The sequence below is a fragment of the bacterium genome (assembly GCA_035419245.1).
Taxonomy (GTDB): Bacteria; Zhuqueibacterota; Zhuqueibacteria; order Residuimicrobiales; family Residuimicrobiaceae; genus JAKPUX01.
The window spans coordinates 108,271-135,267 of record DAOLSP010000003.1; the positions used below are offsets into that span (position 1 = coordinate 108,271).

Genomic DNA, 26,997 nt, shown 5'->3' on the forward strand with positions numbered 1-26,997 from the left:
ACATGGCGCATATCCATTTCTTTTACGTGGCTCCGGAGGATGCCAGCCCGGAGGAGTTCGAACTGCACGGGGCGGAGTATGCGCATGCCGTGCGGGTGTTGCGCAAGCAAGTGGGGGAGCGGATCATCGCGGTTGACGGCCTTGGCCGCCGGTATAGCGGTCCGATCCTGTCGATTGGCGCGAAGAGCCTGAGGGCGGGGGTGGAACGGATCGAGGAGGGAGCGGGCGAGCCGCGGCTACGCCTGACCCTGGCACAGGGGGTTCCCCGGGGTGGCCTCTTCGATTGGGTGATCGAGAAGGGGACGGAGATCGGGATTTCGGTGTTTCAGCCGATGGTCACCGCCGGCACGGTGGCGGCGCCGCATGGCCGCGAGACGCGCTGGGGCGAGAAGGCACGGGCGGCGATGAAACAGAGCGGCCGCAGTCTTGCCCCCGAGGTGCGGCCGATATGCCCCTTTGCTGCGGCGGTCACGTCGGCCCGGGGTCAGGCGCTCTTCATCGCCTGGGAAGAGGCGGAGGTGACCCGGACGGAACTGGCGGCGGCGCTGTGGGGGCATCGCGCGGCGACGCTCTTGATCGGGCCGGAGGCGGGCTTTACGGAAGCCGAGGTCGATCTTGCGGTTGCGGCGGGCGCGCGCGTCATCAGCCTGGGGACCCGGCGGCTGCGCAGTGAAACGGCCGCTCTGACCGCAGCCGTGCGGCTGCTCGATGCGGCGGGGGATCTGGGCTGAGCGCGGCTCAGCCGGCTCGGAGGTACCAGGCCAGGAGTGCGAAGAAGAGGACGAAGGTGGAGCTGGTGATGAGTTCGGCGGTGAGATACCGTTTGTTATGATCCGGCGTGGTCATCGGCTCGACCAGGGCGGATAACAAGACCGGCGTCAGCAGGAGATACCAGCCGCCGACGAGCAGTCCGAGCGTCGCAAGCAGGCGCGAGAGGATGCCGGGCAGGCGTCGCCGGAACGAAGGAAAAGCGGGGTTGGAGCGCGGTACGCCCGGGACGGAGAGCGCGCGCTGGATATAAAAGAGGATCGGGGGGACGGCGAATCCAGCAGCCGTCAACGCGGTGAGAGTGACCGTCAGGCCGGTACCGAGCCAAAAACCCTGCTGCGGCAGCGCCCACTGCAGGTAGCGAGCCGCGCCGAGCAGCGAAAGCAGATGCAGTCCCTGGTCGATAAAAAAATAGCCCAGCCCATCCTTGGCATGGAAGGCCGCCAGAAAGAGTTTGGTGCGGTCGAGTGCCAGGTGGACGAGGGCAATGAAGAGCAGGGCCAGCCAGAAAGCGGGTCGGCCGAGCAGCGGGTGGAGGAGCGCGGCCGTGACCAGGGAACAGATCAGGACGTGCAGGGGGACTCCCCAGGGTGATTGTTGCTTCAGCCTGAAGATGGTGTCAGTCTGGAGGACAAAATCACCGATGACATGGGCCAGCAGCAGCAGTTGAAAATAATCCATCCCCAGCTCCGCAGCGGTCACAGCGGATTATTCGCGCACCACCCACACCTTTACCACGCCGGTCACCTCGGGATGCAGCTTGACCGGCACCTCATAGACGCCCAGGGCCTTGATCGGGTCGTCGAGAACGATCTTCTTCTTGTCAATCTTAAAACCATTCTCCGCCAGGAGATCGGCGATGTTCTGACTGGTGACCGATCCGAAGAGTTTGTCCTCTTCGCCCACCTGAACCGAGACGGTGAGAGAGAGTTTTTCAAGCCGGGTCGCGACTTCCTGGGCTTCCCGCATGCCGCGCTGCAGCCGGAGGGCGGCCGCCTTGCTCTCCACCTCGAAGGCGCGGAGGTTGCCGGCAGTGGCCGCAACGGCCAAGCCCTGGGGGATCAGATAATTACGGGCGTAACCATTCTTGACGGTGACGGTCTCACCGGCGGCGCCCAGCGACTCGATATCTTGCTTCAAAATAATCTTCATGAGGATTTCCGCATTATTTGGTCAATTCAGAGATGTAGGGAATTAAGGCGATCTCGCGGGCCTTTTTGATCGCATTGACGAGCTGGCGCTGGTGTTTCGCGCAGGTCCCCGAGGTGCGGCGGGGGATGATTTTGCCCTGTTCGGTGGTGAACCGCATCAGCCGCTTTTCATCCTTGTAATCGATATACTCCACTTTTTCTTCGCAAAAGCGGCAAATTCGCTTTTTTTTCAACATAACGACTCCTTTATTGGGATAAAGCATGGTTACAGGTCCAAATCCTGATATCCAAAATCGAATTCGGTCGGTTCAATTTTCTGGAACTCCTGCGATTCCGGCGCAGGTTTGCTCTTGACGCGTTCGTCTTCAGGATTACCGGGGGTATCGTCGCTGCTTTGTTGAGCCATCTCCTCGACATCCTTGCCGCTTTTACGGTCAAGGAACTGGATGCGGCGGGCGCGGAGTTCGACGACATTGCGGGCGGTGCCGTCCTCGTTATGCCAATTGCGGCTCTGCAGCTCGCCGTCGATGAGGATCGAGGAACCCTTTTTCAGGATTTCGGCGCAGGCTTCTGCGAGGCGGTGCCACGCGACGACGCCGACATAGCAGATATTCTCCCGCCAGATCCCTGAGTTGTCCCGGTACTTGCGATTGGACGCGATGTAAAAGTTGATCACCGGCGTGCCATTCGAGGTCTTGCGGAAGGCCGGGTCGCTGGTCAAATATCCGGCAATGAGGACATTATTGATGTCCGGCATCTTCAAATCGGGCATATCATACACTCCTCAAACCGCGATGAAGGGGTTTGACGTGGATGGCGCACAGGCTCAGAGGATCGATCCCTGGCCCAAAACATCCGCGGTGTTTACTCGGCTGCGGCTTCACCCTGAACCGGTTCCGCTGCGGAGGGAGCGGTCTCGGCTGCGGGTTCTGCGGCAGTATCCGCAGGGGCTTCCGCTGGGACCGGCTCGGCGGCGGGGGCGGGTGGAACCGCAGCAGCCGCGGCCGCGGCATACTGTTTAGCCAGGGCCTTCAGGGCGCGCTTTTCCATCAGGGTAGTCATGGTGCGCAGCAGAAACTCGTTGAGGCGATATTCGCGATCGAGCTGTTTGATCATCGCCGGGGGGGCGTCGAAACGGATCAGGACATAAAAACCGTACTGACGTTTCTTGATCTCGTAGGCCAGCCGGCGTTTGCCCCAGCGGTCGATCGTCTCCACCCGGCCGCCGTTGGCGGAGATGAAGCGTTCGTATTTATTGATGATGCCCTCGATCTCCTCGAGTTTGAGCAGAGAATCGATGACAATGATGGTTTCGTATTTACGCAAACCGGTCCTCCTTTGGGCATAGAACTGCATGATTTAACGGTAATTAACAATCAATCGGCATTGCAGCGGTTCATGGCCTGATCGATGCCGAATTCGAGATACTCCCGGATCGTCTCCACCGCCCGCTGCACGCTGGTCTGTATGATCTCCTGCTCGCCGCGGCTGAAATCGGAGAGCACATGGTCGATCATCCCCTCGGTTGCGTCGGGCCTTCCCATCCCCAGCCGCAGCCGGGGAAAGGCCGATGAATTCAGATGGCTGATGATCGATTTGAGGCCGTTATGGCCGCCGGCACTGCCCTGCTTGCGCAGCCGGAGTTTGCCGAGCGGCAGGTCGGCGTCATCCACCACGACCAGGAGCTCTTCCAGGCTGATGTTGAGGTAGCGGACGAGCGGTGCCACTGATTCGCCGCTGCGGTTCATGAAGAGCTGGGGTTTGGCGATGATCACGTCGCAGCCGGCATAGTCCGCTTCGGCGATCAGGGCGGCGCTGTTCTTTTTACGGAATCCGGTGCCGAGGGCGTCGGCGAGGGCATCAACGGTCATGAAGCCGAGGTTATGCCGCGTCCGGGCATAGCGGGCCCCGGGGTTGCCCAGTCCGGCGATGAGGTATTTCCGGCGCATCTCCGGGGACCATCCGCTGCGGTGCTCTACTTTTCTTCCGGCTCACCCTCGGGCTTGCGTCCGACCAGTTCAGGCTCGGCAGCGCCCTCCTCGACCTCAACGGGGGCTTCTTCAACCGCGCGCGGGGCAGAGACGGTGACGATGGTGCGGTCGGGTTCGCCGAGGATGACATAGTTCTTGGTCACCACATCGCTGACGGTCAGGGCATCGCCGATGGCGAGGGCGGTGACATCCAGTTCAATCGCTTCGGGGATGTCAGCCGGCAGACACTCGATTTCCAGCTCGCGCAGGACCTGCTGCAGAATGCCGCCGTCATTTTTGACACCGGTGGAGACGCCGACGAAGTGGACGGGCACGGAGACGGTGATCTTTTCATCCAGTTTGATGCCCATCAGATCGATGTGAATGATGGCGTGGTTGATGGGGTGGTACTGGATGTCGCGGACGATGCATTTGCGGAGGTCGCCGGTGCTGAAACGGACATCGAGCAGGGTGGCCTCTTTGGCGAGGGTGCTCTGCAGGGACTTGCCGTTCACCGTGAAGGGGATCGATTCCTTGCCATGAAAGTAAAATATGCCGGGCACATCGCCGGCGCGCCGCACCTTTTTGGCTTGCTGGGTGCCGTGCTTTTCGCGAACGGTCAATTCAAGAACTTGAGCAGACATCAGGATTCTCCAGTCTAATACGCTATACCAGAAGCAAACGAATTGTCTATACGATCGGTCCCTTCTCCGGGAAGAGATCCGAGATGGAGCGGTCCTCGTGGATGCGGCGGATGGCGTCGGCCAGGAGATCGGCGACGCTGAGGATGACTATTTTATCGATCCGTTTGTTCTCGGGGATGGCGACCGAATCCGAGACGAAAAAGGTATCGATATCCGAATCCGCGATTCTTTGCACGGCCTCTCCGGAGAGGATGCCGTGGGTGCAGGCGACGTAGATATGGTGTGCGCCGCGTTTCTTGAGGACGGCCACGCCGGCGACCAGGGTGCCGGCGGTATCGACCAGGTCGTCGACGAGGAGGACATCTTTGCCGCTGACATCGCCGATGAGGCGGCTGACCTCGACGACGTTATGCCGCGGGCGGCGTTTTTCGAGCAGCACCAGTTCCGTGCCGAGGCGGCGGGCGTAGGCGCGGGCGAGGTGAATGCCGCCGATATCCGGCGAGGCGACGACCAGATTGGGCGACCGCCGTTTTTTCTTGATGTGCTCGATGAAGACGGAGGCGGCATACAGGTGGTCCAGGGGGATATCAAAAAAGCCCTGGATCTGGGGTGCATGCAGGTCCATCGTCAAAATACGGTCGGCCCCGGCCGTTGTGATCAGGTTGGCCACCAGTTTGGCCGAGATGGCGACGCGCGGCTGGTCCTTGCGGTCCTGGCGGGCATAGCCGAAGTAGGGGATCACCGCGGTGATGCGTCTGGCCGAAGCGCGCCGGGCTGCGTCGATCATAATCAGCAACTCGAGCAGGTTATCGGCCGGTGCCGGGGTGGGCTGGATGAGGAAGACATCCGTGCCGCGGATATTCTCCTCATACTTGGCCCAGATCTCGCCGTCCGAAAAGTTGGTCAGGGAGATCTGCCCGAGGTTCTTTTTCAGGGCTCCGGCGATCTCAAGGGCGAGTTGCGGATTCGCCCGGCCGGAGAATATTTTCATCTCGCGATCTTGCGCCATCGGCTTCCTTTCAGAGCGCCGGCCAGGGGCTGAAAATAAAAAAAGGACGAAAACCTGGTCAGATTTTCGCCATTTCCGTCCCCTTGTTCAAGGGCTGGGGCGGGAGGATTCGAACCTCCGCATGCGGGATCCAAAATCCCGTGTCTTACCGCTTGACGACGCCCCAATCATAGGGTGGTGTCCGTTCCAGCGCGCCTTACTCTTTCCGGGGGGCGATCGGATGAAAGAGGAAGGTCGTGTAACCTTGGGTGGTCCCCGCCAGGGCACTCAAGGCGTCGCTCTTGTCGAGAAACAGGCCGAAGATGGCCGAACCGCTGCCCGACATATGGGCATAAAATGCCCCCGCTCGCCTGAATCCTTCCACCAGTTCTTTTAGATGTGGATATCTATTGAAAACAACAGGTTCAAGGTCGTTAGCGAGGTGGAGGTCCCACTCAGAAAGTCGATCGGCAAAACCGGTCAAGCTGTAAAATTTACTGTTTTTTAACGATTTTGTCAAGCTAAAATTAGCGTTTTCATAGACCCAATGTGTGGAAATCACCAGGTTGGGGTAGACCAGCACGCCCCACCATCCCTGCGGGAGCTGCAGGGGTTCGAGGATTTCGCCGCGGCCTCGGCCGAGGGCGCAGCCGCCGCGGAGAAAAAAGGGGACATCCGAGCCGAGTTCAGCGGCCAGGGGGGCGAGCCGCTCCAGGGGCCAGCCGATCTCCCAGATCTGGTTGAGGGCCACCAGGGCGGTCGCGGCATCGCTGCTGCCGCCGCCCAGTCCCGCTCCGACCGGAATGTTCTTCTGGATCTGGATGTTGCATCCCTGCGCCACGCCGGCGTGCTGGCGCAGCAGGGCCGCAGCACGCCCGGCAAGATTTTCCCCGTCCACGGGCAAGGTGGGATCGGTGCAGCCGACGACGATGCCGCTCGGCTGCGCTGCGATGGACAGGACGTCGCGGACGCTGATCTGCTGATAGATCGTCTCCACCTCATGGTAGCCATCGGCGCGCCGGCCGAGTATGCGCAGGCCGAGGTTGATCTTGGCATAAGCTGAATAATGACGCAAGGGAAAGGGCATGGAATCGGCACGCCATTTTTATAAAGGTGCGCAGTAAAATTAAACTTTAATATTATATAACTTTTTTCACAATGTCAACTTTTTTCGCCTGCGCGGAGGGCGGAAGTTCATGCTTGCTTTTATGCGCACATATCCTTAAATTTTGTTTTATTATAGGAGATAGGCTGACTCTGGAGACGCTTGCCCCGGCGCGCGCCGCATGCCAAACGATCTATGTGCTCGGCGATGCCCATCTGGGCGCCCAAAATCCCGGCGCCGAAGCGGAAAAATTGCGCCGCTTCACCTCGTTCATCGACGCACTGCGCGGCCAGAGGGAGAGCCAGCTCATCCTCTGCGGCGACCTGTTCGATTTCTGGTTCGAATACCGCCGTGTGGTGGCCCGGAGCCACTTCCGCACCCTGGCGCGGCTTGCCGACCTCATCGATTCGGGCGTCCCGGTCGATTATCTCGCCGGCAACCATGATTTCTGGCTCGGCACCTTTCTGCGCGAAGAGGTGGGCGTGACCGTCCATCCCGACGCTCTGGAACTGACCCAGTCCGGCCGGCGCATCCTCCTCCTGCATGGCGATGGTCTGCGCCGCCGGGATCATCTCTACCGGCTGATGAAAGGGTTGCTCCGCCATCCCCTCGCGGTTGCCGCTTACCGGCTGCTGCACCCGGACTGGGGTATTCCGCTGGCGCACTTTTGTGCCCATCTGAGCCGAGAATCCCAACGCACGGAACGCTACGACGATGGTGATTATCGCGCCTGGGCCTGCAGCCGGCTGGAAGAGGCCTACGATCTGGTCGTCATGGGTCACACCCATGTCCCAGCTCTGCTCGCGCATGGCCGCGGCTGGTATGTCAACACCGGTGCCTGGATGAGCACCTTCACCTATGCGCGCATCGCAGCCGGCGTACCGGCCCTCTTCCAGTGGGACGGCCAGGTGAGCCGCCCCTATTTTCCCGGGCAAGCGTCCCGGACGGATGAGTTGTGAAAAAAGACAGCAAAATATCTTCCTTCTTGCGCGACTGGCTGATCCTTTTCCTGGCGGTCCTGGTTTCGCTGGGCGCCCTCTTTTTCGCCAACGACGCCCGCACGCTCGGCAGCATCCACACCATCAGCCTCGAGATCATCGGTCGAATGACCGAACCCCTGGCGAACCTCCGCGCCTATCTGGCCCTCGAGACCGAGAATCGCCGTCTGCACGAGATAAACGCTGCCCTTCAGCTCAAGAACGCCCAGATGGCCGAGGCGTGGTACGAAAATGTGCGTCTCCGCCAGCTCCTCGGTTTCAAGATGACCGCGCCCTATGATCTCATCGCCGCCACTGTCACCGGCCGGCAGCAGCAACAGGGCCTCTCATCACTGATTCTCGACGTCGGAGCCGCCCAGGGGGTGCGCGTCAACATGACCGTGGTCTCCGCTGACGGTCTGGTCGGCCGGGTCCACTCGGTCTCCGCCTCCTATTGCACAGTCCAGGCCTTCGAGGACCGCGCCTTCAGCTGCGCCGCCATGGTCCAGCGCAGCCGCCTCGAGGGGATGTTCAAGTGGGAGGGCTACAACCGTGGCATCCTGACCGGAATCTACCTCAGTGGCGACGTGCGCAGGGGCGACCTGATCGTCACCTCGGGAACCAATTCGATCTTCGTGCCGGGATTGAAGTTGGGCACCGTTTCGTTCATCGACGAAGCCGAATCGGGCATGTACCGCAAGATCTATGTCGAGCCCAAGGTGGACCTGGCATTGCTGCGGGAGGTCTATATCATCCGCAGGCCGCAGGGAGGCGCGCCGCAATGAACCTGCTCTATTACCTGGTCATGATGGTGGTCGCCCTCGGACTGCAGCATGGGGTGAGCGATCTGGTCGCGATCCGCGGCGTTTCGCCCGATTTCATCCTCATCGCGGTTTGCGCGGTCTCGCTTTTCGCCGGTCGCGGCCAGGGCACCCTCTGGGGCGCAGGCATCGGCTTTATCGCGGATTCGCTCAGCGGCAGCCTCCTTGGCAGTCATGCCCTGGCCCTCAGCCTGGTCGGCTTTATCAGCGGATCGGTGATGAGCTACCGCTCCTTGCAGAGCGCTTACAGCCTTAATGCCGGCGCGATCGTCGGCGTGCTGGCGGTCCTGCAGAATCTGCTGCTCTATATCATTAACATCCAGGGCACCGCCGGGGCGCTGCAGGGGATGATCCAGGCGGTGTTGCTGCCGGCCATCTACACCCTGTTCTGGGCGCTCATTATCTTCGCCATTGTGCCGCAGTCCATTTGGGAAAAGATCTACAAAACCGAACCGACGCCGCTGTTTTAACGCTAACTCCTGATGTCAGATCATGCTCTCCCAAGATCGTTCCGCCCGCATCATCCAGATCGTGCTCGCCTGCGCCTTCATCGCGCTGGCCGTGCAGCTTTTCAGACTGCAGATCGTGCAGCATGATAAATATCAGCTGCAGTCGGACAAGAACCGCACCCGGCGGTTGCGTCTGGAGCCGCCGCGCGGCGTCATCTATGACCGCAACGGCATCCCCCTGGTGGAGAACCGGCCCAGCTACACCCTGAGTGCTCTTCCGATCGAGGTGCGCGGCAACGAAAAGTCCATCGCCTTTCTCGCCGGATTGCTGGAGGAGGAGCCCGCTGCGGTTAAACGCAAACTCGACCAGGCCGACAATCCCTTTGTCCTTCTCAAGCTGCGCCACAACATCGACTATGCGATGCTGGTCAAGCTTGAGGAGAACAAGCTGGAGTATCCCGGCGTCACCTATGAGACCGAAACGCGGCGCATCTACCCGGCGGGGATCAAATCCCCCCATCTCTTTGGTTATATTGGCGAGGTCTCCAGGAGCGAACTGGAGCGGCGCCAGGATGAAGAAATTCTGCCGGGCGATCTGGTGGGCAAAAAGGGATTTGAGGCCTATTACGACCGTGAATTGCGCGGTCAGGTCGGCTACGATGCGATCGAGGTCGATGCAGTGGGCCGGGAGGTCAAGGATATCACCGGCGCCGGTGACCGTCCCTTCATACGCGGGCGGGATTTCTATCTGGCGCTCGACTCGCGGCTGCAGTTCCTTGCGGATTCGCTCCTGGGTGACAAGATCGGCGGCGCGGTGATGGTCGATGTCCGGGATGGCGGCGTGCTGGTGCTCTGCAGCAAGCCCGATTTCGATCCAGAACTATTTTCGGGCACGCTCAGCGCCGCCGACTGGCAGCGTCTGCTTAACGATCCGGGCAAGCCGCTCTACGACCGTGTCATCCAGAGCGCCTACCCCCCCGGCTCGACCTTCAAGATGGTTGCCGCCACGGCGGCCTTGGAGGCCCACAAGGCGACGCCGGAGACCACGTTCCCGTGCACGGGCGGCGTCACATATGGCGACCGCACCTTTCTCTGCCATGGCGGAAAGGGCCACGGCACGCTCGCAATGGTCGATGCCATCAAGGTCTCGTGCAATTCCTATTTCTACCGCCTGAGCATGCGTCTTTCGGTTGACGAGTGGGCTGCCGCGGCGAAAGGGTACGGCTTTGGGGCGCGGACGGGAATCGATTTGCCGGCGGAGGAGGTGGGTACTCTCCCGGACCGCGCGTATCTCGACCGGGTCTTCGGCAAGAAGGGCTGGTCCAGCGGCATGATGCTGAATCTGGGCATTGGCCAGGGGGATCTGCTGGTCACGCCGGTCCAGATGGCGCAATACACGATGATGATCGCCACCAAGGGACGCTATTATCCCCTCCACCTTGTCTACAAGATCTATGATCCACGGACGCAGCGTTTCTACAAACAGCGGCTTGCGTCCAAGTCCGTCGAGGGGGTTTCGCAGCAGACCTATGCCATTCTGCAGGAGGGGATGTACCGGGTGGTCAACAGCCCGGGGGGAACCGGCCACAGCACCTATCTCCCGGACGTGGTAGTAGCAGGCAAGACCGGCACCGCACAAAATCCGCATGGTGACCCGCACGCCTGGTATGTCGGTTTCGCCCCGCTGGCGGAGCCCGAAGTGGCTATTTGTGTGCTGGTGGAGAACGGCGGGGCAGGTGGTGTTGCGGCGGGCCCGGTTGCCGGCGCGCTTTTGCGCCGATATTTTGATCTGAAAAAGGCGGCATCTGCAGCGAATGCGGCGCCGCTCCGTCCATGAGGCTGTGATGCTCGATGATATTCGTAAAACGCGGGTCGACCGGGTTATTTTGATCTGTGTCCTCCTCTTTTCGCTCTTCAGCCTGCTGGCCGTTTTCAGCGCGACGCACGGCAGCAAGGTGGCGGCGATCCATGATAACTTTGCCAAACAGATCGTCTGGGTCGCCATCGGGCTGGCGCTTTTTTTCGCGCTGACCTTTGTGCCGCTGCACATCATCTTCTCCCTGGCCTATCCGCTCTACGCCCTGCTCTTGCTGATGATCCTCGGCATCGATCTGGTCGGTTCGATCAGCGGTGGCGCGCAGCGCTGGTTCGAGGTGGGCGGCGTCAAGATCCAGCCCTCCGAGTTCATGAAGCCGGTGCTGGTCCTGACTCTCGCCCGTTTTTTTGCGCCGGAGCAAGTCAATCCCAATCAGATAAAAAATCTGCTGATCGCCTTTGCCATCGTGCTCATCCCCTTTGTCCTGGTCTTGGAGCAGCCCGACCTCGGGACCAGTCTGGTCTATCTGGCGGTGATTATTCCGATGCTCTACTGGCGCGGTCTGCAGCCCTTCACCATTTTCGTCATTGTCTCGCCGGTGATCGCCTTTCTCGCCTCGTTCAATTACTACAGCTTCAGCGCGGCCATTCTTCTCATCAGTGCCGTCCTTTACCTCTCCCGGCGCAGCAAACGGGTGGCCTGGAGCGTCTTTTTCGTGAATGTCTTCGTCGGCACCCTCTCGCCCCTGGTCTGGGAGAGACTGCACGGTTATCAGCAGCAGCGCATCCTCACCTTTCTCGGGCTGGTGAACGACCCGCGCGGGGTCGGCTACCAGATCATCCAGTCGATGGTGGCCATCGGTTCCGGCGGCCTTACGGGCAAGGGGCTGCTGCAAGGCACCCAGACCCAGTTGCGCTTCCTGCCGGCGCAGCACACCGATTTCATCTTTTCGGTGCTGGCCGAGGAGTGGGGCTTCATCGGCTCGCTCGCCGTACTCGCCCTGTTTCTCGTCTTTTTGTCGCGCGGGATTAAGATTGCCGCATCCAGCGGCTACCGTTTTGCCCGTCTGGCGACGATGGGCCTTGTCATCACCATCGCCTTTCAGGCGGTTGTCAACCTCGGCATGACCATGGGGATCATGCCGGTAGCCGGGGTACCGCTGCCCTTCATAAGTTACGGGGGATCGGCGATGCTGACCAACATGACCATGGCAGCGCTGCTCTCCAACGCGGCGACCCAGCGTTATTTTTAAACCATCCTTCTGGAGGACTCTCATGCATCCTGTGCTTTTCAAGCTGGGCGCCTTTGAGATGCGCGCCTACGGCTTCACCCTGGCCATCTCCTTTCTGCTGGGCATCTTTTGGGCAGTGCGGCGCGCCAAACGTCGCGGGATCGACCCCGAAAAGATCATGGATCTTTCCGTGGTCATCATCCTGGCCTCGATTATCGGCGCACGCTTCATGTATGTGATATTTCATCTCGACGAGTTCGCCGGTCACTGGACGGACACCTTTAATCCCTTCCAAAGCAACGGTCAGATCGGCATCGCCGGGCTGACCATGCTGGGGGGAGTTGTGTTGGCCCTGGTGACTTCGATCCTCTATCTGCGCGCCAAAAGATTGCCGGTTCTCAAGATCGCCGATACGGTCATTCCGATGTTCTTCCTTGGCGAAGCCATCACCCGCATCGGCTGCTACCTCAACGGCTGCTGTTATGGCATACCCTGCCACTGCGCCCTGGGGGTGGTCTTCCCGCCAGACAGCCCGGCCGGGGCGATGTACCAGGGGATCACCATTCATCCGACCCAGATCTACTCCTCGCTCTACGCTCTGGTGATCTTTGGCGCCATGCTTTGGATCGATCGCAAGCCCAAATTCGACGGCTATCTGCTCTATCTGGCCCTCATCTTTTACGGAGTGGGCCGCTTCATCATCGATCTTTTCCGGTACTACGAGAATTCCATGATACTTTTGCGCCTGGGCGGCAAGGGGTTGAGCATGAACCAGGGGATCAGCGTGGCGCTTATTCTCTTCGGTGCCGGACTCTACCTCTGGCAACAGCGTAAAGGCCGGGCGCAAAATAATGCTTGACTTTTTTGGGCGACTATGATATCTTAACTTAGGAAAAAATAGGTAGTTTTTGCTGATTTTCACCCTCAGGAAACGGCTCGGCAGCGTCGATTCTGGCATACGGAATGGTCAACAGCCAACCCAAATCGGTAGGAGCGCACTATGAAAATATGGCACATGAGCGGTTTGCTTGGCTTTTTGGCTATCGCCGCCTGGGCGATGGTATGGAACGGCTGCAGCAGCTCGAAGCAGGTCTCTCTGGCCACCGAGCAGGCGGCCCTTTCGGGAGCGACAGAACGACCACAGGCCACCGTCGATACAGCCAAAAAGAGCACCGACGAGGATGAAGTAATGCGCCTCCTCGGTTTGAACAAGAATCAGCCGGCCGAGGCCGCCCAGCCCCAGCCTTCCGCCGAAGGGCTTGAGAACGATCGCCAGCGGCTTGAGGAGACCCTCAAGGAGCGGGATATCGAGATCGCCAACCTCAAGGCCGAACTGGCCGAGCGCGACCGCCAGCTGAACGCCGCTGAGAATACCGAGCCGCCCATGGAAATCAAGCCAGTCAAAACCACAATCTCACCAAGCGGCACCTACCAGCAGCGTTATGACCGGGCGCGCGCCCTCTACGAAGCCCGCCGCTACAAAGAAGCGGTGCAGGAGTTTCAGGCCCTGATCGCGACCGATTCCAACAACAAACTGGCCGATAACTGCCAGTACTGGATCGGCGAGTGCTACTACGGCATGCTCGCTTACAACCAGGCGATTATCGAGTTCGAAAAGGTTTTCACTTTTCACGACTCGGACAAGAACGACGATGCCCAACTCAAGCTCGGGCTCTGCTATACCCGTACCGGCAATGTGGAAAAGGCCAAAGCGGAGTTCCAGAAGCTGCTCGATACCTATCCCGACAGCGAATTCCGGGCCCGGGCCCAGTATTATCTCCAGACCCTTTGATCCGCAAGCAAGGCTAGTTCTCTGCAAGGGTGGCCACGGGGCCACCCTTTTTTTTATTGCATTTCTCAAGATTTTTTAATAACTTAATAAAACAATAGCATGGAATGGCTTATGGCCGCCTTCATACCATTATACTTCCTGTAACCAAATCGGGCTGAACAAGGATGAAAAACCGGCTGAGAATTCTTTATTTATCCACCGAAGTGGCTCCATTTGCAAAGACAGGCGGGCTGGCGGATGTCGCGAGCGCTCTACCCAAGGCGCTGTTCGAACAAGGGCACGATGTGCGGGTGATGATGCCCAAGTACGGAAACATCAGTGAAAGGCGGTACACGCTGCGGGAGGTCATTCGCCTCAAGGATATTCCGATCCGCGTCGGCGCCCGGGAACATGTGGTCAGTGCCAAATCGGCCTTTCTGCCCGATACCAAGGTTCAGGTCTACTTTCTCGATTACAGGCCCTTTTTTGAACGCGCTGATTATTACGTCGATTCCGCGACGGGCAAGGATTTCCCCGACAACGCCCAGCGATTTTTCCTCTTCTCCAAAGCGGTCATCGAGACCATCAAGCTACTCCACTGGGAGCCGCAAATCATTCACTGCAACGACTGGCAGACGGCCCTGGTCCCCTGGATGCTACGCAATTCCTACCAGGACGATCCCTTTTTCGCCAAGGCGATCACCGTGCTCTCCATCCACAACCTCGCCTTTCAGGGCACTTTCCCTCCGGCGGTGCTCGACGAGCTCGGATTGCCGAAAGAACTGGCGGTCGTCGGCAGCGACCTGGAATTCTACGGCAAGATCAATTTTCTCAAAGCGGGCATCAAGAACGCCGATCTGGTCACCACAGTCAGTCCGACTTACGCCCAGGAGATTCAGAGCGATCCGGAGCTGGGGTGCGGGCTGCAGGGGGTGCTGAGCGAGCGCCGCGAGGATCTCTTTGGCATCCTCAACGGAGTCGATTATGCCATCTGGAATCCGGAAAAGGACAATCTGATCCCGGCCACCTACAGCACCTCAAGTATCAAGGACAAGGAGAAGAACAAGAAAGCCCTGGCCAAGGAAGCAGGCCTGCCATACGCCGCGGAGATGCCGATCGTCGGCATGATCTCCCGGCTGACCAACCAGAAGGGCTTAGATCTTGTCGCCGCCGCGATCGACGACCTAGTCAAGCTGCCCGTACAGCTGGTCATCCTCGGTACCGGCGATCCGCAGTATCATAAACTGCTTGAAAAGATCCGCAAGGGCCATTCGCAACAGGTTGCGGTGTTTCTGCGTTTCGATGACCAGCTCGCCCATCTGATCGAGGCGGGCAGCGACATGTTCCTGATGCCCTCCCTTTATGAACCGTGCGGTCTCAATCAGATGTACAGCCTGAAATACGGGACCATCCCGATCGTGCGCAGAACCGGCGGCTTGGCCGATACCATTTTCGATGCCGGTGCCGATCCTGCGAACGGCAACGGTTTTGTTTTCAATGACTATACGTCCAAAGCGCTGGTCGACGCCGTGCGTCGCGCCGTCGCTGCTTTTCACGACGACAAGGGGTGGCAGAAACTGATTAAACGCTGCATGAAGCAGGATTTCTCCTGGGCAATCGCGGCGGAAAAATACATCAAGCTCTATCTCAGGTTGGAAACCGCCAAGAAGAAGAGATAGGATGGATGGGCCCCGCGCGCGTTCTGTCACTGCTTGACTCTTCCTCTCCCTTCCCGCGATTGCGCCGGGCAAAGACCCCCGTTTCTGAGGGGTTTTTATTTGCTGGCCGCCGCTCTCCTCTGTCTCATGATGATACAATTATGTCTTGCACGATAACAGGTTTTCTGCGGACGGGTTCTGTTCCGGCTCCTGCACAGCCGGATCCGTCTGCCGCACGCTGTAACAATAACATAGAACACAATAGGATAGACCTGGAGGAATCCACACCCTCCGGCGGGAGGCGACCCGCCCGGCCTGAGATTTGCTGGCACCAACTTTGCATAAAAAAGGCCAGTGGCTGCCCGGCCCAGAGGGATGAAAGCGCCCGGGTGGTGCCGAATCAATTTGAATTGAGCATACAGGCTGTGGATGGATGGTATTGAAATTACAGTGGACCGTGTTGGCGCTCTGCGCGATATCGGGCTTTTCCGGGTGAGAGGGTATGTGGATACCACTACCTCACCCGAGTTGCAGCGCCAGCTGACCGAAATTATCCAGGAGGGGGTGACCCAGATCATCATCGACCTTGGGGCGGTCAATTATGTCAGCAGTGCAGGGTGGGGGGTATTTGTCGGGGAGATTCGCGGCCTGCGTGAGCAGGGTGGGGATCTCAAAATTATTCAAATGATCCCGGAAGTGAATGAAGTGTTTGAAATGCTGGAGTTCAACCGAATTTTGACCTGTTACGATTCCCTTGAGGAAGCCATCGATGACTATGACTTTTGCCAGGGTGTGGATCTGCGTGCTTCCATGATGGAGCAAAATGGCAGAACCAGCGCGGCGCCTCTGTGGGAAACCGACCGCGCCGTTGAGAATCCCGCCGATTTTCTCCCCCCGGTGGTCAAGGAGAGCCGGACGGCGCGTACCATCACCGTCGCCCGCGGCCGCACCATCGATGACGTCGACTTGCCACTCAATGAAAAGATCAAAAAGCTGGTGACAGAGAATCCGTTGATGACCCCCTTCGGTATCAAGCGGCAGCTCAATTCGCCCCGATTCGGTTATACGCGGATCGGTTTTTTCAAACTGCGTGGCATCCTCAAGCGTCTTGGACTCGAGACCAAGGCCAAACGGTACCGGTTCTATCGTTCTCGCTGATCCTGTAGCCGGTCCTCCTGGACCGGCAGCATCGGGATCTTCCTTTCCCGCAACCACTGTCAGGCTGCCCTGGTCGTACCATGCATAGGAGTTGACATGAAACGCCCGTTGGTTCATCGGCACGGGTTGATGGTGGCCGTCCTGCTGCTCGCCCTCGCCGCCTTACAGCCGGCCGGGGCGCAGGACCTGACCCAGGAGGCGCTGCGCGTCACCCCGGGTGATGCCATCCATCTTTATATTTACGAAAACCTTTTCCCCTCGGACAAGGCCAAGTTTGTCGGCAATTATCACGACAAGGAATTCGTCGTGGACGGCCTCGGTCAGATCAGCCTTGGCCCGCTTGGCCGGGTTCAGGTTGCGGGTCTCAAGCCGGAGGAAGTCGCCCAGGTGCTGCAGGAAAAGTTCAAGCCCTTTGCCAAGGAGCCCCTGATCCTGGTCATCCCGCTGATACGGCTCGAGCTCAAGGGCGGTTTTTCGCAGCCGGGGCTTTACCGTTTCAATCCCAACATCTCTTTCTGGGAGATGATGAAAGAAGTAGGCGGCCTGCATACCCTCTCTTCGTTTGAGGATATGTACATCATGCGCAAGGGCGAACCGCTCTATCGCGGCTTCGGCGATGCCTTTTATCGCGGCCAGTCGTTGTACGAGCTGGGACTCCAGTCCGGCGACGAGATCGTCGCTCCGCGTGTCAATCGCATTTCCTTTGATACCATCATCCGGTATCTGCAGTTTGGCATGGCGATGCTGACCTTTTACCTGACCCTGATGAATTATAATAAAACCAACACCAATCTTTGACCGGATATGGACGACCTGGATCTTTTACAAGGCGGAGCTGAGCCACAAAGCCCCGCCATGGATTTTGGCAAGTTTTTCAAGGGCTTCTGGAAACGGAAGTGGCTGATTGTAGTTCTGGCCGCTGCCGGAGCTGCCTGGTTTTACTGGGACTCCAAGAACGAGGTGCCGATCTACAGCACCTTCGCCACCATCAAAACCCGCAGCTTCGACACCGAGTCCGAGAGCATCCTCAGCTGGAGCCGTCAGGCCGAGCTGCGCAGCCGCAGTTTTGCCGAGCGCGTTGCAGCGCGGATGGGCCTGGCTCTGCAGATGGGGAGCAAATCGGGTCCCCAGGGTGAGGTTTTCAGCGAGTTTCATACCACCACCAGCCCTGTTCCCGGAAAGTACAAGATCCAAGTGGATTCGACCGGCACCTTTTCCATCTTTCTGGTGGAATACCCCCGCGAGACCCTGCTCGACAGCCTGAGTGTCTGGGATGTCCTGTCGCGGCCGGATACCTGTAACGGCTTTATTTTTCGTCTCAACCCGCGCTTCGTCGAAAAGCCGCAGTTCGTTACTTTCCGGATCCGGCCTTTCGAGAAGGCGGTCGCGGAGCTGAACAGTATGGTCACCGCCGAGGTGAGCAAAAACGGCAATCTGATGAAACTGACGATAAAGGGGCCCGACCGTGAGAATCTGGATGACCAGCTCAACCAGATTGCGGACATCTACGTGCAGGAGACCCTGCGGTTGCGCGACCGGGATGCCAATTCCTACCGCAAACGGCTTGAGGGCAGTCTTGAGATTGCGGCCGCCAAGGTGCGCGAAGCGGATGCCAACTTGCGCGCCTTTTACGCCAAGTATCCCCTCTCCCTGGATGCGGCCAAGAAGACCATTCAGGATGAGATGCAGCTCAACAGCTACACCTTGCGGGAAATTCCGCAACAACGTGAGCAACTGACGCAGTTGCTGCAAAAGCTGGGCGAGCCGGTGGTCGGCTCGGATCCGGAACAATACCGCCGTCTCATCGTCCGCCAGCTCGCCAACTTTTCCGCGATGCGCGAGGAACCGGCTCTGGCCCTGCTGCGCGATCAGCTCGAGTCCCAGGAAAAACAGCTCGCCGATCTTTCACGGGATTATTCGGACGATTACGCGCCCCTGGTCAATCTCCGCAAGAGCATCCGCGAGACTCAGGACAATATTATCGCCTTCGCCTCGAACTATCGTAACACTCTGGTGCAGAAGGAGACCGAGACCCGCACCAAAATGGATGCGATCCAGGCGCAACAGCGGATGCTGCCCGATGACGAATACCGGCTGATGGAGCTGGAGCGCAACAAGCGCATCAGCGAGGATCACTATACGACGCTGTATACTAAGCTGCAAAAAATCGAAATCGCCGATGGCGGAGAAGGCGAGGATATCGCCATCCTCGACCGGGCTATCCAGCCGACCGTACCGATCAATCCCAGCAAGTCGACCAAGATCTTCATTGGCGGCGCTTTGGGGCTTGCTCTTGGTCTGGCGTTGTCGCTGGGCATCGATCTGGCCGACCGGCACATCCGGACGCCGGGCGACGTCGAGAGGCATCTCGGTCTCAAGGTGCTCGGGGCGATTCCCAATGTCGATTTCAAGGACATCCCCGAATACCACGATCATGAAAAGGCCAAGCAGATCGACCGTCAGCTGGTGACCCACGACTATTCGCCGACACCGATCGGCGAGGCCTACCGGGCGCTCCGCACCCAGCTCATCTTTTCGCGCAACCACGAGCGGCCGCACTCGATCGTGATCACCAGCGTCGCCCCGGAAGAGGGCAAATCCTTCACCGCCTCGAATCTGGCGATCATTTTCGCCCAGCAGCGCACCAACACCCTGCTGGTGGACGCCGATCTCCGCCGAGGGGTGCTGCATAATACCTTCCAAATGCGCCGTGAGCCGGGGCTGGCCAATTATCTCAGCACCAGCGTCACCCTCACCTCGATCGTGCAGCAGACCCATATCCCCAACCTCTCCTTCATCAGTTGCGGCGCGCTCATGCCCAACCCCTCGGAGCTGCTCGGCTCGCCGCTCATGCGCCGTTTTCTCGATGAGGCCAGCCGCAAGTTCGATATCGTCCTGTTCGACACGCCGCCCCTCGATGCAGCCACCGACGCCGTGGTCCTCGGCACCCAGGTCAATGCGGTGGTGCTGGTGGTGCGGGCGGGCAAGACCAAGATCAGCAAGGCAAAGGAGAAAATGGAGATCTTTCATACGGTGCCGGCCAAACTGGTCGGCGCTGTGCTCAACAGCTCGGACACCCAATTGGTGCAGAATTACAGTTATTATCATTACTAACCGACGGATTTCCGCGACTCATGCATCTCCTCCTGACCGGCGGCGCCGGATTCATCGGCTCCCATCTCACCCGCAAACTGCTCGATGAGGGCCATGCGGTCGACTGCCTGGACAATTTTAACGACTATTACGATCCGGCCCTGAAGCGGGCCAACGTCCAGCCTTATCTCAGCCATCCCGCCTACCGCCTGATTGCGGGCGATATCACCGACTGGCCGACGGTCGAGGCGCTCTTTGCGGAGCGCCGCTACGACCAGGTGGTCCATCTTGCCGCCCGGGCCGGTGTCCGCCCCTCGATCCAGGAACCCTTGCTTTACGAGCAGGTCAACGTTCAGGGCACCCTACATCTGCTCGAGGCATGCCGTCTCCATGGCGTCGGCCGGATGGTCCTGGCCTCCTCTTCCTCGGTTTACGGGAATAACCGTAAGGTCCCCTTCGCCGAGAGCGATCCGGTCGATAATCCCATCTCGCCCTACGCCGCGACCAAAAAAGCCTGCGAATTAATGGCCTATACCTGGCACCATCTTTACGGCCTTTCGGTGAGCTGCATGCGGTTTTTCACGGTCTACGGCCCGCGGATGCGTCCGGACATGGCGATTCACAAGTTCGCCCGGCTCATCATGGCGGGCCGGCCCGTTCCGGTGTACGGCGATGGGACTTCCCGGCGCGATTACACCTTTATCGGCGACATCGTCCAGGGCCTTTACGCCGCCGTGGAGCGCTGCGACGGCTATCATCTTTACAATCTGGGGGAATCCAATACCGTTGAACTGCTGCATCTCATCCGGCTGATCGAAGCAGCCTTGGGGCACAAGGCGCAGCTGGCGTTTCATCCCGAGCAGCCCGGGGATGTGGCGGTCACCTTTGCCGACATCCGCCTGGCGCGCACGGAGCTGGATTACCGACCGGCGACGCCGATCGAGGAGGGGATCATCGCCTTCGCTGAATGGTTCAAGAGCTATTACAAATAATGCATCCATTGCCCGGCCCGGGCCGGCCGCCTGAAAGCGCGTCGGCTGTGATCTTAACTATCGAATCGTATGGTATCAGAAAAGGAAAGATTCCTGGGGAATGTGATGCGGGTGGCGGATCTGGTCACCCTGCTGTTGACATTTCCACTGGCGTATTTTGTCGATGAATACATCCGCACCGTGGCCGAGCTGCACGTCAAGGCTTATGCGGTCTCACCGACCTTCTCGGGCTTTCTCTATTTCGCTTCCAATTACTGGAAGATGATCTTTGGCTTTCCAATCATCTGGACTGCGATTTTTTCACTTTATGGCCTCTACCGCAACTACCGCACCCGTTCGTTCCGCAAATTCACCTGGCTCCTTTTTGTCTCGACCATCTGGGCGACCGTCGCTTCAGGCAGCCTGATCTTCCTCCTCAAACTTGAGTTGGCAAGTCGGCTCTACTTTTCGGTCTTTGTCATTCTCGCCTTCGCCCTCTTGCTCGGACAGCGTAAATTGCTGCTGCTCTTCTTGGATCGGGTCCACAGCCGCGGCTATAATCGTGAAAATCTCCTCATCGTCGGCACCGGCCGACGGGCGCGCGATTTTATCCGCGCCATCAAACTTCATTCCAATTGGGGCCTGCACATCGTCGGACTGATCGATGACGAACACGGCATGTACGGCAAGGAAGTGGACGGTTATCGCGTCATCGGCCGGATTCAGGACATCCCCTTCATCGTCAAGCGGGTGGTGATCGACCGGGTGATCTTTGTCGTGCCGCGGCTCTGGTTGCACCGCATCGAGGAGGCCATCCTCTCCTGTGAGGAACTCGGCATCTCGACCTCGATCGCCCTCGACCTGTTCAACATCCACATCGCCCGGACGCGTCAGACGGATTTCAACGGCTTCCCGCTGCTTGAATTCGAGACCTTTCATGCCAAGGAGTGGCAGCTCTTTATCAAACGGATCATGGATCTGGCGATCGCCTCGGTCTCTCTGGCCATCTTTTCTCCGGTGCTGCTACTGGTCGCGGTGCTGATCAAGCTGACCTCGAAGGGGCCGGTGCTCTTCAAGCAGACGCGCATCGGCCTCAATGGCCGCAAATTCACGCTCTACAAGTTCCGGTCCATGGTGGAGGATGCGGAGGCGCGCAAAAAGGATCTGCTGCAGCAGAACGAGATGGACGGGCCGGTCTTCAAAATCAAGCGCGATCCGCGCATCACCACCATCGGCTGGATCATCCGCAAGACCAGCATCGACGAGCTGCCGCAGCTCTTCAATGTCCTCATGGGCGATATGAGCGTAGTCGGACCGCGTCCGCCCCTGATCTGCGAGGTCGAGGATTACAAAGTCTGGCAGCGGCGCCGCCTCAGCCTCAAGCCGGGCATCACTTGTATCTGGCAGGTGAGCGGCCGCAACAAGATCGGTTTCGATAAATGGATGAAAATGGACCTCGAATATATCGACACCTGGTCGCTCTGGCTGGATGTCAAGATCCTCTTCAAAACCTTCTTCGTTGTGCTGACCGGTTACGGCGCTGAATAACAGGAAAGTCCGGATGACCACCTATACCCTTCCCCCTGTCCCGAGAAAGCTGCGCATTCTAATGATCGCGCCGCAGCCCTGGTTCCAGCCGCGCGGCACCCCCTTCAGCGTTCTGCACCGCATCAAGGCCTTGACCCTGCTCGGCCATGAAGTCGACCTGGTCACTTATCCCATCGGCACGGATGTGGTGATGCCGGGGCTGCAGATCCATCGCGCCGCAGGGGTGCCCGGCATCCATCAGGTGAAGATCGGCCCCTCGAAGGCCAAGATTCTGCTCGATGCGGTGCTCTGGTGGCGTGCACGGCAGCTGGCTGCCCGCGGCGGCTATAATCTGCTTCACACCCATGAGGAGGCGGGCTTTTTTGGGGTCTGGCTGGCGCGCCGCCATGGCCTGCCGCACCTCTATGATATGCACTCCTCCTTGCCGCAGCAGCTCCACAACTTCCGCTACTCGCAATCGCGATTGCTGGTGGGGGCCTTCGAGCGGCTTGAGGCGTGCACGATAAACCAGGCTGCCGCGGTGATCACCATCTGTCCGGAGCTGCAGCGTTATGTGGAGGAGAAATTCCCGGACAAGACCAGCCTGCTGATCGAAAATGTGGGGGACAACGCCATGGTCTTTCCGCCTGCGCCGGGGGATGCCGCCCGGCTGCGCGCGCAGTACGGCCTGGGCGAGGCCCGGATTATCCTTTACTATGGCACTCTTGAGGCCTATCAGGGCATCCCCCTGCTGATCGAAAGCGCAGCGCGTCTGCTGGCAGAAGGTGTGCCGGGCGCAGCAACGGCGAATCCGCCCGGCGAAGGCAGCGGGATCAAGTTCCTGCTCGTCGGCGGCAGCCCAGAGCAGGTGGAGGCCAGCCGGGCGCTGGCGCGCCAGCACGGTGTGGCGGATCATTTTGTCTTCACCGGATTCGTCCAGCCGCAGCAGATCCCAGGTTTTATCGAGATCGCCGAGGTGCTGGTCTCGCCGCGGCTCAGCGGCACCAACTCGCCCCTCAAGATCTACTCCTATCTGCGTTCGGGGCGGGTGATCGTGGCCACGCGTCATATCACCCATACCCAGATCCTCAACGACGAGGTCGCGATTCTGACCGATGTCACCCCCGAGGGCTTTGCCGCCGGCATTCGTCAGGCGCTTACGGAGGGTGACGCGGCGGCGCGGCGGATCACCGCAGCGGCCGCACTCGCGGAAAAGGACTACAGCTACAGCGAATATCTGCGCCGTGTGCAGTGGATCGTCTCCACGGCAGCGGGAGTTTGAGGGCCCATGTGCGGGATCTGCGGCATTATCAACCGGGATCGCGAACGCGCGGTTGCGAAGGCTGATCTCCAGGCCATGTGCGACGCCATCATCCACCGCGGCCCCGATGAAGAGGGTCAGTATCTCGCTGGCCCGGCCGGGCTCGGTATGCGCCGCCTGGCGATCATCGACCTGGCCTCCGGGCAGCAGCCGATCTTTAACGAAGAGCGCACCGCGGCCATCATCCTCAATGGCGAGATCTATAATCATCTCGACCTCCGCCGCGAGCTGGAAGGCCGCGGTCACCGCTTCCACACTCAGGCCGACACGGAGGCTATTCTCCATGCCTGGGAGGAGTGGGGTGAAGCCTGTCCGTCCTATCTCAACGGCATGTTCGCCTTTGCCATCTGGGACGAGAAGCACCAACGCCTCTTTATTGCCCGCGACCGCATCGGCAAGAAACCCCTCTATTATTACCATGATGAACGGCGTCTGGTCTTCGCCTCCGAGATCAAGGCCATCCTCACCCTGCCGGACATCCCGCGCGTGATCGATCCCCGCGCCCTGGATGCCTATCTGACCTTTGAGTATATCCCCGCGCCTATGAGCATTTTCAAGGGGATCCACAAATTGCCCCAGGCCCACTGGCTTACCCTCGATGACCATGGGCTGCGCATCCAGCGCTACTGGCGTCTGCAGTACCAGGCCGTCACCCGCTCTGAGGCCGAAGCCGCCGAGGCATTCCGCGACCTGCTGCGCGATGCGACCCGTATCCGCCTGATGAGTGAGGTGCCCCTCGGCGCCTTTCTCAGCGGCGGACTCGATTCGAGCGCGGTCGTGGCGATGATGAGTCAGACCTCCAGCAACGGGGTCAAGACCTACTCCATCGGCTTTGACAACGCCAGCTACAACGAGCTGCCCTGGGCCCGCCAGGTGGCACGCTATTTCGGCACCGAGCATCACGAGGAGATTCTCACCCCTGATGCAGTGGGATTGACCGAGCGGATTGTGCACCAACTCGACGAGCCGCTCGGCGATTTTTCGGTTTTTCCAACCTGGATGGTCTCGGAGATGGCCCGCCGCCATGTCACTGTGGCCCTCTCCGGCGATGGCGGTGACGAGCTGCTCGGCGGCTATGAGACCTATATCGCCGAGCAACTGGCCCGGCGCTATCAGCGCCTGCCGCGCTGGCTGCGCCGCGGTGTGATCGAACCCGCCGTCGCGCTGCTGCCGCCGACTGAAAAGAAAAAGGGCTTCTTCAACAAATCACGGCGCTTCATCGAGGGCTGCCGGCTACCGGCCGATCTTCAGCACGTACGCTGGATGATCTTCCTCCAGGAAGCCGAGAAAGGCCTGCTCTACCATCCCGCTCTGCGCGAGCAGCTGTCCGGACGCGATCCGTACGGTTTCATCCGCCTGGCTTTTGCCGAAAGCGGGGCGGAGGCACCGCTGGATCAGCAGGAGTATGTCGATATCGTCACCTATCTGGTCGATGACATCATGGTCAAGGTCGACCGGATGTCGATGGCCGTATCGCTCGAGACCCGGGCGCCCTTCCTCGATTACCGCATGGTCGAGTTCTGCGCGACTCTGCCGCCGAACCTGCGCCTTAACGGCAAGCGCAGCAAGTATATTCTCAAGCAGGCCTTCCGGGGGATCTTGCCGGAGGAGATCCTCAACCGCCGCAAGGAGGGATTCAGTATCCCGATCAAGCGCTGGATGAAAGAGGAACTCCGGCCGATGATGCTCGATTATCTCTCGCCAGCCGCTCTGGACCGGTCCGGCTGTTTCGAGCCGGCTTATGTGCAGCGGTTGATCCGCGAGCATCTCGAGGGAACCGAGAACCACAGTCACCGCCTCTGGGCACTGCTGATGTTTCAGATGTGGTACGCCCGCTACATACGGCCCTGAGGGCAGTAATCCCATACGAACGGAGATTTCATGCAACGCGACCTCAACCAGCTTGTGCAAAGTGAATTCGACTTGCTCATCATCGGCGGGGGCATCCATGGTGCGACAGCGGCGCGCGAGGCGGCTCTGGCCGGCCTCTCGGTGGCGCTGATCGAGGCGAAGGACTTCGCCGCCGGCACCTCGGGCAACAGTTTAAAGATCGTTCACGGCGGGCTGCGCTATCTGCAGCATGCCGATCTCAAACGCATGCGCGAATCGATCGCTGAGCGCCGTACCCTGCTGCGGATCGCCCCGCACCTGGTCCATCCGCTCCCGTGCGTCATGCCGACCTACGGCCATGCGATCAAGGGCCCGGAGGTGATGCGCATCGCCCTGTTGATGAACGATCTGCTCAGCGCCGATCGCAACTGCGGTCTGGACCGGGAGCATCGCCTGCCGATGGGCCGGGTGCTTGCACGCGACAAGCTGCTCGAGCTGGTGCCTTATGTCGACCGGCAGCGTCTGAACGGCGGGGCGGTCTGGTACGACGCCACGATGTACAACTCGGAGCGTCTTGCCCTGGCCTTTGTACGTTCCGCTGTGGACAATGGAGCGGTTGTGGCCAACCATCTGGCCGCTGAGGCTTTTATCCTGGCGGGCGGCCGGGTCGCCGGGGTGCGCGCCCGCGATGCAATGGGCGGCGGCACGGTGGAGATCCGCGCCCGCCAGACTCTGACCTGTGCCGGTCCCTGGATCAACGATCTCTTTGCGCTGCTCGGCGAAAAACGCCCGCCCGCTCAGGCCTTCTCGACCGCCCTCAACCTGGTGGTCAAGCGGCGGCTGAGCGACCAGTTCGCCTTCGGAGTCAACAGCCGCAAGGAGTTCAAGGATGCGGATGCCCTGGTCAAAAAAGGCTCACGGCTGCTCTTCGTCGTGCCCTGGCGGGCGTACACCATGATCGGTACCGACCACCGTCCGTGGCACGGGACGGCTGGCGCGTATCGGGTGAGTGAGGCGGATATCACCGCATTCCTGAAAGATGCCAATGAGGCCATGCCAGGGGCAGAGATCCGCCGCGAGGAGGTCACTTTCTTTTACGGCGGGCTTCTGCCGATGGCGGGGGTCGACGCTGTCAGCGGCGATGTCAGCATCACCAAGCACTTCCGCATCTACGATCACGAGCGGGAACAGGGGATCCCGGGCTTGCTGAGCGTACTCAGCGTCAAGTATACGACGGCGCGCGGGGTGGCCGAAGCCGCGGTGCGGGCGGCCGGACGCAAGCTGGGCAAGCGCCTGGAAAACGCACAGGGCCGCAGACGGCCGGTTTGGGGCGGAGACGTCGGCGATTTCGCCGGATTTCTCGCGACGCAGCAAGCCGAGCGGCCGCAGGGGCTGACGGAAGGGCAACTCGAACAACTGGCGCGCAATTACGGCACCGGCCTCGGCGAGGTGCTCAGGACGGCGGCGGAGATGGAAGCGGGGCTGCGGCCGCTCGCTGGCCAGGAAAAGGTCCTGCGCGCCGAGGTGCTGCATGCCGTGCAGCGGGAGATGGCGCTGACCCTGGCCGATGTCGTGCTGCGTCGCACCGAACTGGGTTCGGCGGAGTATCCCGGCGATGCCGCGGCCGGCGAGGCGGCGGCGATCATGGCGGCGGCGCTGGGATGGGATGCGGCGCGGGTGGCGCGGGAGCTTGCGACGCTCAAGGCGTGCTATCGGCCGGCCTGATCCGGTGCCAGCGCTCTCGCACC

Annotated in this window: 26 protein-coding genes and 1 tRNA gene; 17 read left to right on the forward strand and 10 right to left on the reverse strand. The window is 60.0% G+C overall.

What is annotated here, in order from left to right; all coding sequences use genetic code 11:
* Positions 1 to 2 precede the first annotated feature (2 nt).
* Positions 3 to 731 carry a 16S rRNA (uracil(1498)-N(3))-methyltransferase gene (locus PLH32_06355; GenBank protein HQJ64218.1) on the forward strand — a complete coding sequence of 243 codons (729 nt, stop codon included), beginning with the start codon at positions 3 to 5 and terminating at the stop codon, positions 729 to 731.
* Between the two features lie 7 nt (positions 732 to 738).
* On the opposite strand, the gene PLH32_06360 is transcribed toward PLH32_06355, so the two are convergent.
* From PLH32_06360 to ispE, 10 genes are all read right to left on the reverse strand, one after another.
* Positions 739 to 1,449 (reverse strand): DUF3307 domain-containing protein, encoded by a 711-nt coding sequence (locus PLH32_06360; protein ID HQJ64219.1) that lies wholly within the window; start codon positions 1,447 to 1,449, stop codon positions 739 to 741.
* A gap of 27 nt (positions 1,450 to 1,476) precedes the next feature.
* Positions 1,477 to 1,920 carry a 50S ribosomal protein L9 gene (gene rplI / locus PLH32_06365; GenBank protein ID HQJ64220.1) on the reverse strand — a complete coding sequence of 148 codons (444 nt, stop codon included), beginning with the start codon at positions 1,918 to 1,920 and terminating at the stop codon, positions 1,477 to 1,479.
* Between the two features lie 13 nt (positions 1,921 to 1,933).
* Positions 1,934 to 2,155 (reverse strand): 30S ribosomal protein S18, encoded by a 222-nt coding sequence (rpsR, locus tag PLH32_06370; protein ID HQJ64221.1) that lies wholly within the window; start codon positions 2,153 to 2,155, stop codon positions 1,934 to 1,936.
* 29 nt (positions 2,156 to 2,184) lie between these two features.
* On the reverse strand, positions 2,185 to 2,691 hold the full coding sequence (gene ssb, locus PLH32_06375; protein ID HQJ64222.1) for a single-stranded DNA-binding protein: 507 nt from the start codon (positions 2,689 to 2,691) through the stop codon (positions 2,185 to 2,187).
* Between the two features lie 92 nt (positions 2,692 to 2,783).
* Positions 2,784 to 3,245 carry a 30S ribosomal protein S6 gene (gene rpsF / locus PLH32_06380; protein HQJ64223.1) on the reverse strand — a complete coding sequence of 154 codons (462 nt, stop codon included), beginning with the start codon at positions 3,243 to 3,245 and terminating at the stop codon, positions 2,784 to 2,786.
* A 50-nt stretch (positions 3,246 to 3,295) separates the two neighbouring features.
* Positions 3,296 to 3,868, reverse strand: coding sequence for an aminoacyl-tRNA hydrolase (gene pth, locus PLH32_06385; GenBank protein ID HQJ64224.1), 573 nt, complete (start codon positions 3,866 to 3,868; stop codon positions 3,296 to 3,298).
* Positions 3,869 to 3,894: 26 nt separating this feature from the next.
* Positions 3,895 to 4,533, reverse strand: a complete 639-nt coding sequence (locus PLH32_06390; protein ID HQJ64225.1) for a 50S ribosomal protein L25 — start codon at positions 4,531 to 4,533, stop codon at positions 3,895 to 3,897.
* A 46-nt stretch (positions 4,534 to 4,579) separates the two neighbouring features.
* Entirely contained in the window at positions 4,580 to 5,542 is a 963-nt protein-coding gene (locus tag PLH32_06395) for a ribose-phosphate pyrophosphokinase (protein HQJ64226.1), read from the reverse strand.
* A 94-nt stretch (positions 5,543 to 5,636) separates the two neighbouring features.
* Positions 5,637 to 5,708 (reverse strand) — tRNA-Gln (locus tag PLH32_06400).
* 30 nt (positions 5,709 to 5,738) lie between these two features.
* Positions 5,739 to 6,608 carry a 4-(cytidine 5'-diphospho)-2-C-methyl-D-erythritol kinase gene (gene ispE / locus PLH32_06405; protein HQJ64227.1) on the reverse strand — a complete coding sequence of 290 codons (870 nt, stop codon included), beginning with the start codon at positions 6,606 to 6,608 and terminating at the stop codon, positions 5,739 to 5,741.
* A gap of 113 nt (positions 6,609 to 6,721) precedes the next feature.
* On the opposite strand from ispE, the gene PLH32_06410 reads away from it, so the two are divergent.
* The 16 genes from PLH32_06410 to PLH32_06485 all read left to right on the forward strand — a co-directional run bounded on the left by PLH32_06410 (position 6,722) and on the right by PLH32_06485 (position 26,974).
* Positions 6,722 to 7,585 (forward strand): UDP-2,3-diacylglucosamine diphosphatase, encoded by an 864-nt coding sequence (locus tag PLH32_06410; GenBank protein HQJ64228.1) that lies wholly within the window; start codon positions 6,722 to 6,724, stop codon positions 7,583 to 7,585.
* On the forward strand, positions 7,582 to 8,388 hold the full coding sequence (gene mreC / locus PLH32_06415; protein HQJ64229.1) for a rod shape-determining protein MreC: 807 nt from the start codon (positions 7,582 to 7,584) through the stop codon (positions 8,386 to 8,388). The genes PLH32_06410 and mreC overlap by 4 nt, the downstream gene beginning before the upstream one ends.
* Complete coding sequence (mreD, locus tag PLH32_06420) at positions 8,385 to 8,894, forward strand: rod shape-determining protein MreD (GenBank protein ID HQJ64230.1); 510 nt, start codon at positions 8,385 to 8,387, stop codon at positions 8,892 to 8,894. Before mreC ends, mreD begins: the two co-directional genes overlap by 4 nt.
* A 22-nt stretch (positions 8,895 to 8,916) precedes the next feature.
* Positions 8,917 to 10,710 (forward strand): penicillin-binding protein 2, encoded by a 1,794-nt coding sequence (gene mrdA, locus PLH32_06425; GenBank protein ID HQJ64231.1) that lies wholly within the window; start codon positions 8,917 to 8,919, stop codon positions 10,708 to 10,710.
* Between the two features lie 7 nt (positions 10,711 to 10,717).
* On the forward strand, positions 10,718 to 11,941 hold the full coding sequence (gene rodA, locus PLH32_06430) for a rod shape-determining protein RodA (GenBank protein HQJ64232.1): 1,224 nt from the start codon (positions 10,718 to 10,720) through the stop codon (positions 11,939 to 11,941).
* A 22-nt stretch (positions 11,942 to 11,963) separates the two neighbouring features.
* A complete protein-coding gene (gene lgt / locus PLH32_06435) occupies positions 11,964 to 12,779 on the forward strand; it encodes a prolipoprotein diacylglyceryl transferase (protein ID HQJ64233.1) in 816 nt (271 codons plus the stop codon).
* Positions 12,780 to 12,920: 141 nt separating this feature from the next.
* Positions 12,921 to 13,712, forward strand: coding sequence for a tetratricopeptide repeat protein (locus PLH32_06440; GenBank protein HQJ64234.1), 792 nt, complete (start codon positions 12,921 to 12,923; stop codon positions 13,710 to 13,712).
* Between the two features lie 164 nt (positions 13,713 to 13,876).
* A complete protein-coding gene (glgA, locus tag PLH32_06445) occupies positions 13,877 to 15,370 on the forward strand; it encodes a glycogen synthase GlgA (GenBank protein HQJ64235.1) in 1,494 nt (497 codons plus the stop codon).
* A gap of 408 nt (positions 15,371 to 15,778) precedes the next feature.
* Positions 15,779 to 16,507: an STAS domain-containing protein gene (locus PLH32_06450; protein ID HQJ64236.1), complete on the forward strand. Its 729-nt coding sequence runs from the start codon at positions 15,779 to 15,781 to the stop codon at positions 16,505 to 16,507.
* A gap of 96 nt (positions 16,508 to 16,603) precedes the next feature.
* On the forward strand, positions 16,604 to 17,305 hold the full coding sequence (locus tag PLH32_06455; protein HQJ64237.1) for a polysaccharide biosynthesis/export family protein: 702 nt from the start codon (positions 16,604 to 16,606) through the stop codon (positions 17,303 to 17,305).
* Positions 17,306 to 17,362: 57 nt separating this feature from the next.
* Positions 17,363 to 19,621 (forward strand): polysaccharide biosynthesis tyrosine autokinase, encoded by a 2,259-nt coding sequence (locus PLH32_06460; protein HQJ64238.1) that lies wholly within the window; start codon positions 17,363 to 17,365, stop codon positions 19,619 to 19,621.
* A gap of 20 nt (positions 19,622 to 19,641) precedes the next feature.
* The gene (locus tag PLH32_06465) at positions 19,642 to 20,592 is read left to right on the forward strand and encodes a GDP-mannose 4,6-dehydratase (GenBank protein ID HQJ64239.1); all 951 of its coding nucleotides are present in this window, start codon (positions 19,642 to 19,644) and stop codon (positions 20,590 to 20,592) included.
* Between the two features lie 69 nt (positions 20,593 to 20,661).
* Positions 20,662 to 22,119 carry a sugar transferase gene (locus PLH32_06470; protein ID HQJ64240.1) on the forward strand — a complete coding sequence of 486 codons (1,458 nt, stop codon included), beginning with the start codon at positions 20,662 to 20,664 and terminating at the stop codon, positions 22,117 to 22,119.
* A 13-nt stretch (positions 22,120 to 22,132) separates the two neighbouring features.
* Positions 22,133 to 23,380: a glycosyltransferase family 4 protein gene (locus PLH32_06475; protein HQJ64241.1), complete on the forward strand. Its 1,248-nt coding sequence runs from the start codon at positions 22,133 to 22,135 to the stop codon at positions 23,378 to 23,380.
* Between the two features lie 6 nt (positions 23,381 to 23,386).
* A complete protein-coding gene (gene asnB / locus PLH32_06480; GenBank protein HQJ64242.1) occupies positions 23,387 to 25,270 on the forward strand; it encodes an asparagine synthase (glutamine-hydrolyzing) in 1,884 nt (627 codons plus the stop codon).
* Between the two features lie 30 nt (positions 25,271 to 25,300).
* Positions 25,301 to 26,974, forward strand: a complete 1,674-nt coding sequence (locus PLH32_06485; protein ID HQJ64243.1) for a glycerol-3-phosphate dehydrogenase/oxidase — start codon at positions 25,301 to 25,303, stop codon at positions 26,972 to 26,974.
* Positions 26,975 to 26,997: the final 23 nt, after the last annotated feature.

Bases quoted from the DNA above. Each gene is read 5' to 3' on its own strand.
- pth (HQJ64224.1), bottom strand. From the start codon at position 3,868: ATGCGCCGGAAATACCTCATCGCCGGACTGGGCAACCCCGGGGCCCGC.
- mrdA (HQJ64231.1), top strand. From the start codon at position 8,917: ATGCTCTCCCAAGATCGTTCCGCCCGCATCATCCAGATCGTGCTCGCC.
- asnB (HQJ64242.1), top strand. From the start codon at position 23,387: ATGTGCGGGATCTGCGGCATTATCAACCGGGATCGCGAACGCGCGGTT.
- glgA (HQJ64235.1), top strand. From the start codon at position 13,877: ATGAAAAACCGGCTGAGAATTCTTTATTTATCCACCGAAGTGGCTCCA.
- ispE (HQJ64227.1), bottom strand. From the start codon at position 6,608: ATGCCCTTTCCCTTGCGTCATTATTCAGCTTATGCCAAGATCAACCTC.
- PLH32_06395 (HQJ64226.1), bottom strand. From the start codon at position 5,542: ATGGCGCAAGATCGCGAGATGAAAATATTCTCCGGCCGGGCGAATCCG.
- rplI (HQJ64220.1), bottom strand. From the start codon at position 1,920: ATGAAGATTATTTTGAAGCAAGATATCGAGTCGCTGGGCGCCGCCGGT.
- PLH32_06465 (HQJ64239.1), top strand. From the start codon at position 19,642: ATGCATCTCCTCCTGACCGGCGGCGCCGGATTCATCGGCTCCCATCTC.
- PLH32_06360 (HQJ64219.1), bottom strand. From the start codon at position 1,449: ATGGATTATTTTCAACTGCTGCTGCTGGCCCATGTCATCGGTGATTTT.
- PLH32_06485 (HQJ64243.1), top strand. From the start codon at position 25,301: ATGCAACGCGACCTCAACCAGCTTGTGCAAAGTGAATTCGACTTGCTC.
- lgt (HQJ64233.1), top strand. From the start codon at position 11,964: ATGCATCCTGTGCTTTTCAAGCTGGGCGCCTTTGAGATGCGCGCCTAC.
- PLH32_06440 (HQJ64234.1), top strand. From the start codon at position 12,921: ATGAAAATATGGCACATGAGCGGTTTGCTTGGCTTTTTGGCTATCGCC.
- ssb (HQJ64222.1), bottom strand. From the start codon at position 2,691: ATGCCCGATTTGAAGATGCCGGACATCAATAATGTCCTCATTGCCGGA.
- PLH32_06450 (HQJ64236.1), top strand. From the start codon at position 15,779: ATGGATGGTATTGAAATTACAGTGGACCGTGTTGGCGCTCTGCGCGAT.
- rodA (HQJ64232.1), top strand. From the start codon at position 10,718: ATGCTCGATGATATTCGTAAAACGCGGGTCGACCGGGTTATTTTGATC.
- PLH32_06355 (HQJ64218.1), top strand. From the start codon at position 3: ATGGCGCATATCCATTTCTTTTACGTGGCTCCGGAGGATGCCAGCCCG.
- PLH32_06455 (HQJ64237.1), top strand. From the start codon at position 16,604: ATGAAACGCCCGTTGGTTCATCGGCACGGGTTGATGGTGGCCGTCCTG.
- rpsR (HQJ64221.1), bottom strand. From the start codon at position 2,155: ATGTTGAAAAAAAAGCGAATTTGCCGCTTTTGCGAAGAAAAAGTGGAG.
- mreD (HQJ64230.1), top strand. From the start codon at position 8,385: ATGAACCTGCTCTATTACCTGGTCATGATGGTGGTCGCCCTCGGACTG.
- PLH32_06470 (HQJ64240.1), top strand. From the start codon at position 20,662: ATGGTATCAGAAAAGGAAAGATTCCTGGGGAATGTGATGCGGGTGGCG.
- PLH32_06475 (HQJ64241.1), top strand. From the start codon at position 22,133: ATGACCACCTATACCCTTCCCCCTGTCCCGAGAAAGCTGCGCATTCTA.
- PLH32_06460 (HQJ64238.1), top strand. From the start codon at position 17,363: ATGGATTTTGGCAAGTTTTTCAAGGGCTTCTGGAAACGGAAGTGGCTG.
- PLH32_06390 (HQJ64225.1), bottom strand. From the start codon at position 4,533: ATGTCTGCTCAAGTTCTTGAATTGACCGTTCGCGAAAAGCACGGCACC.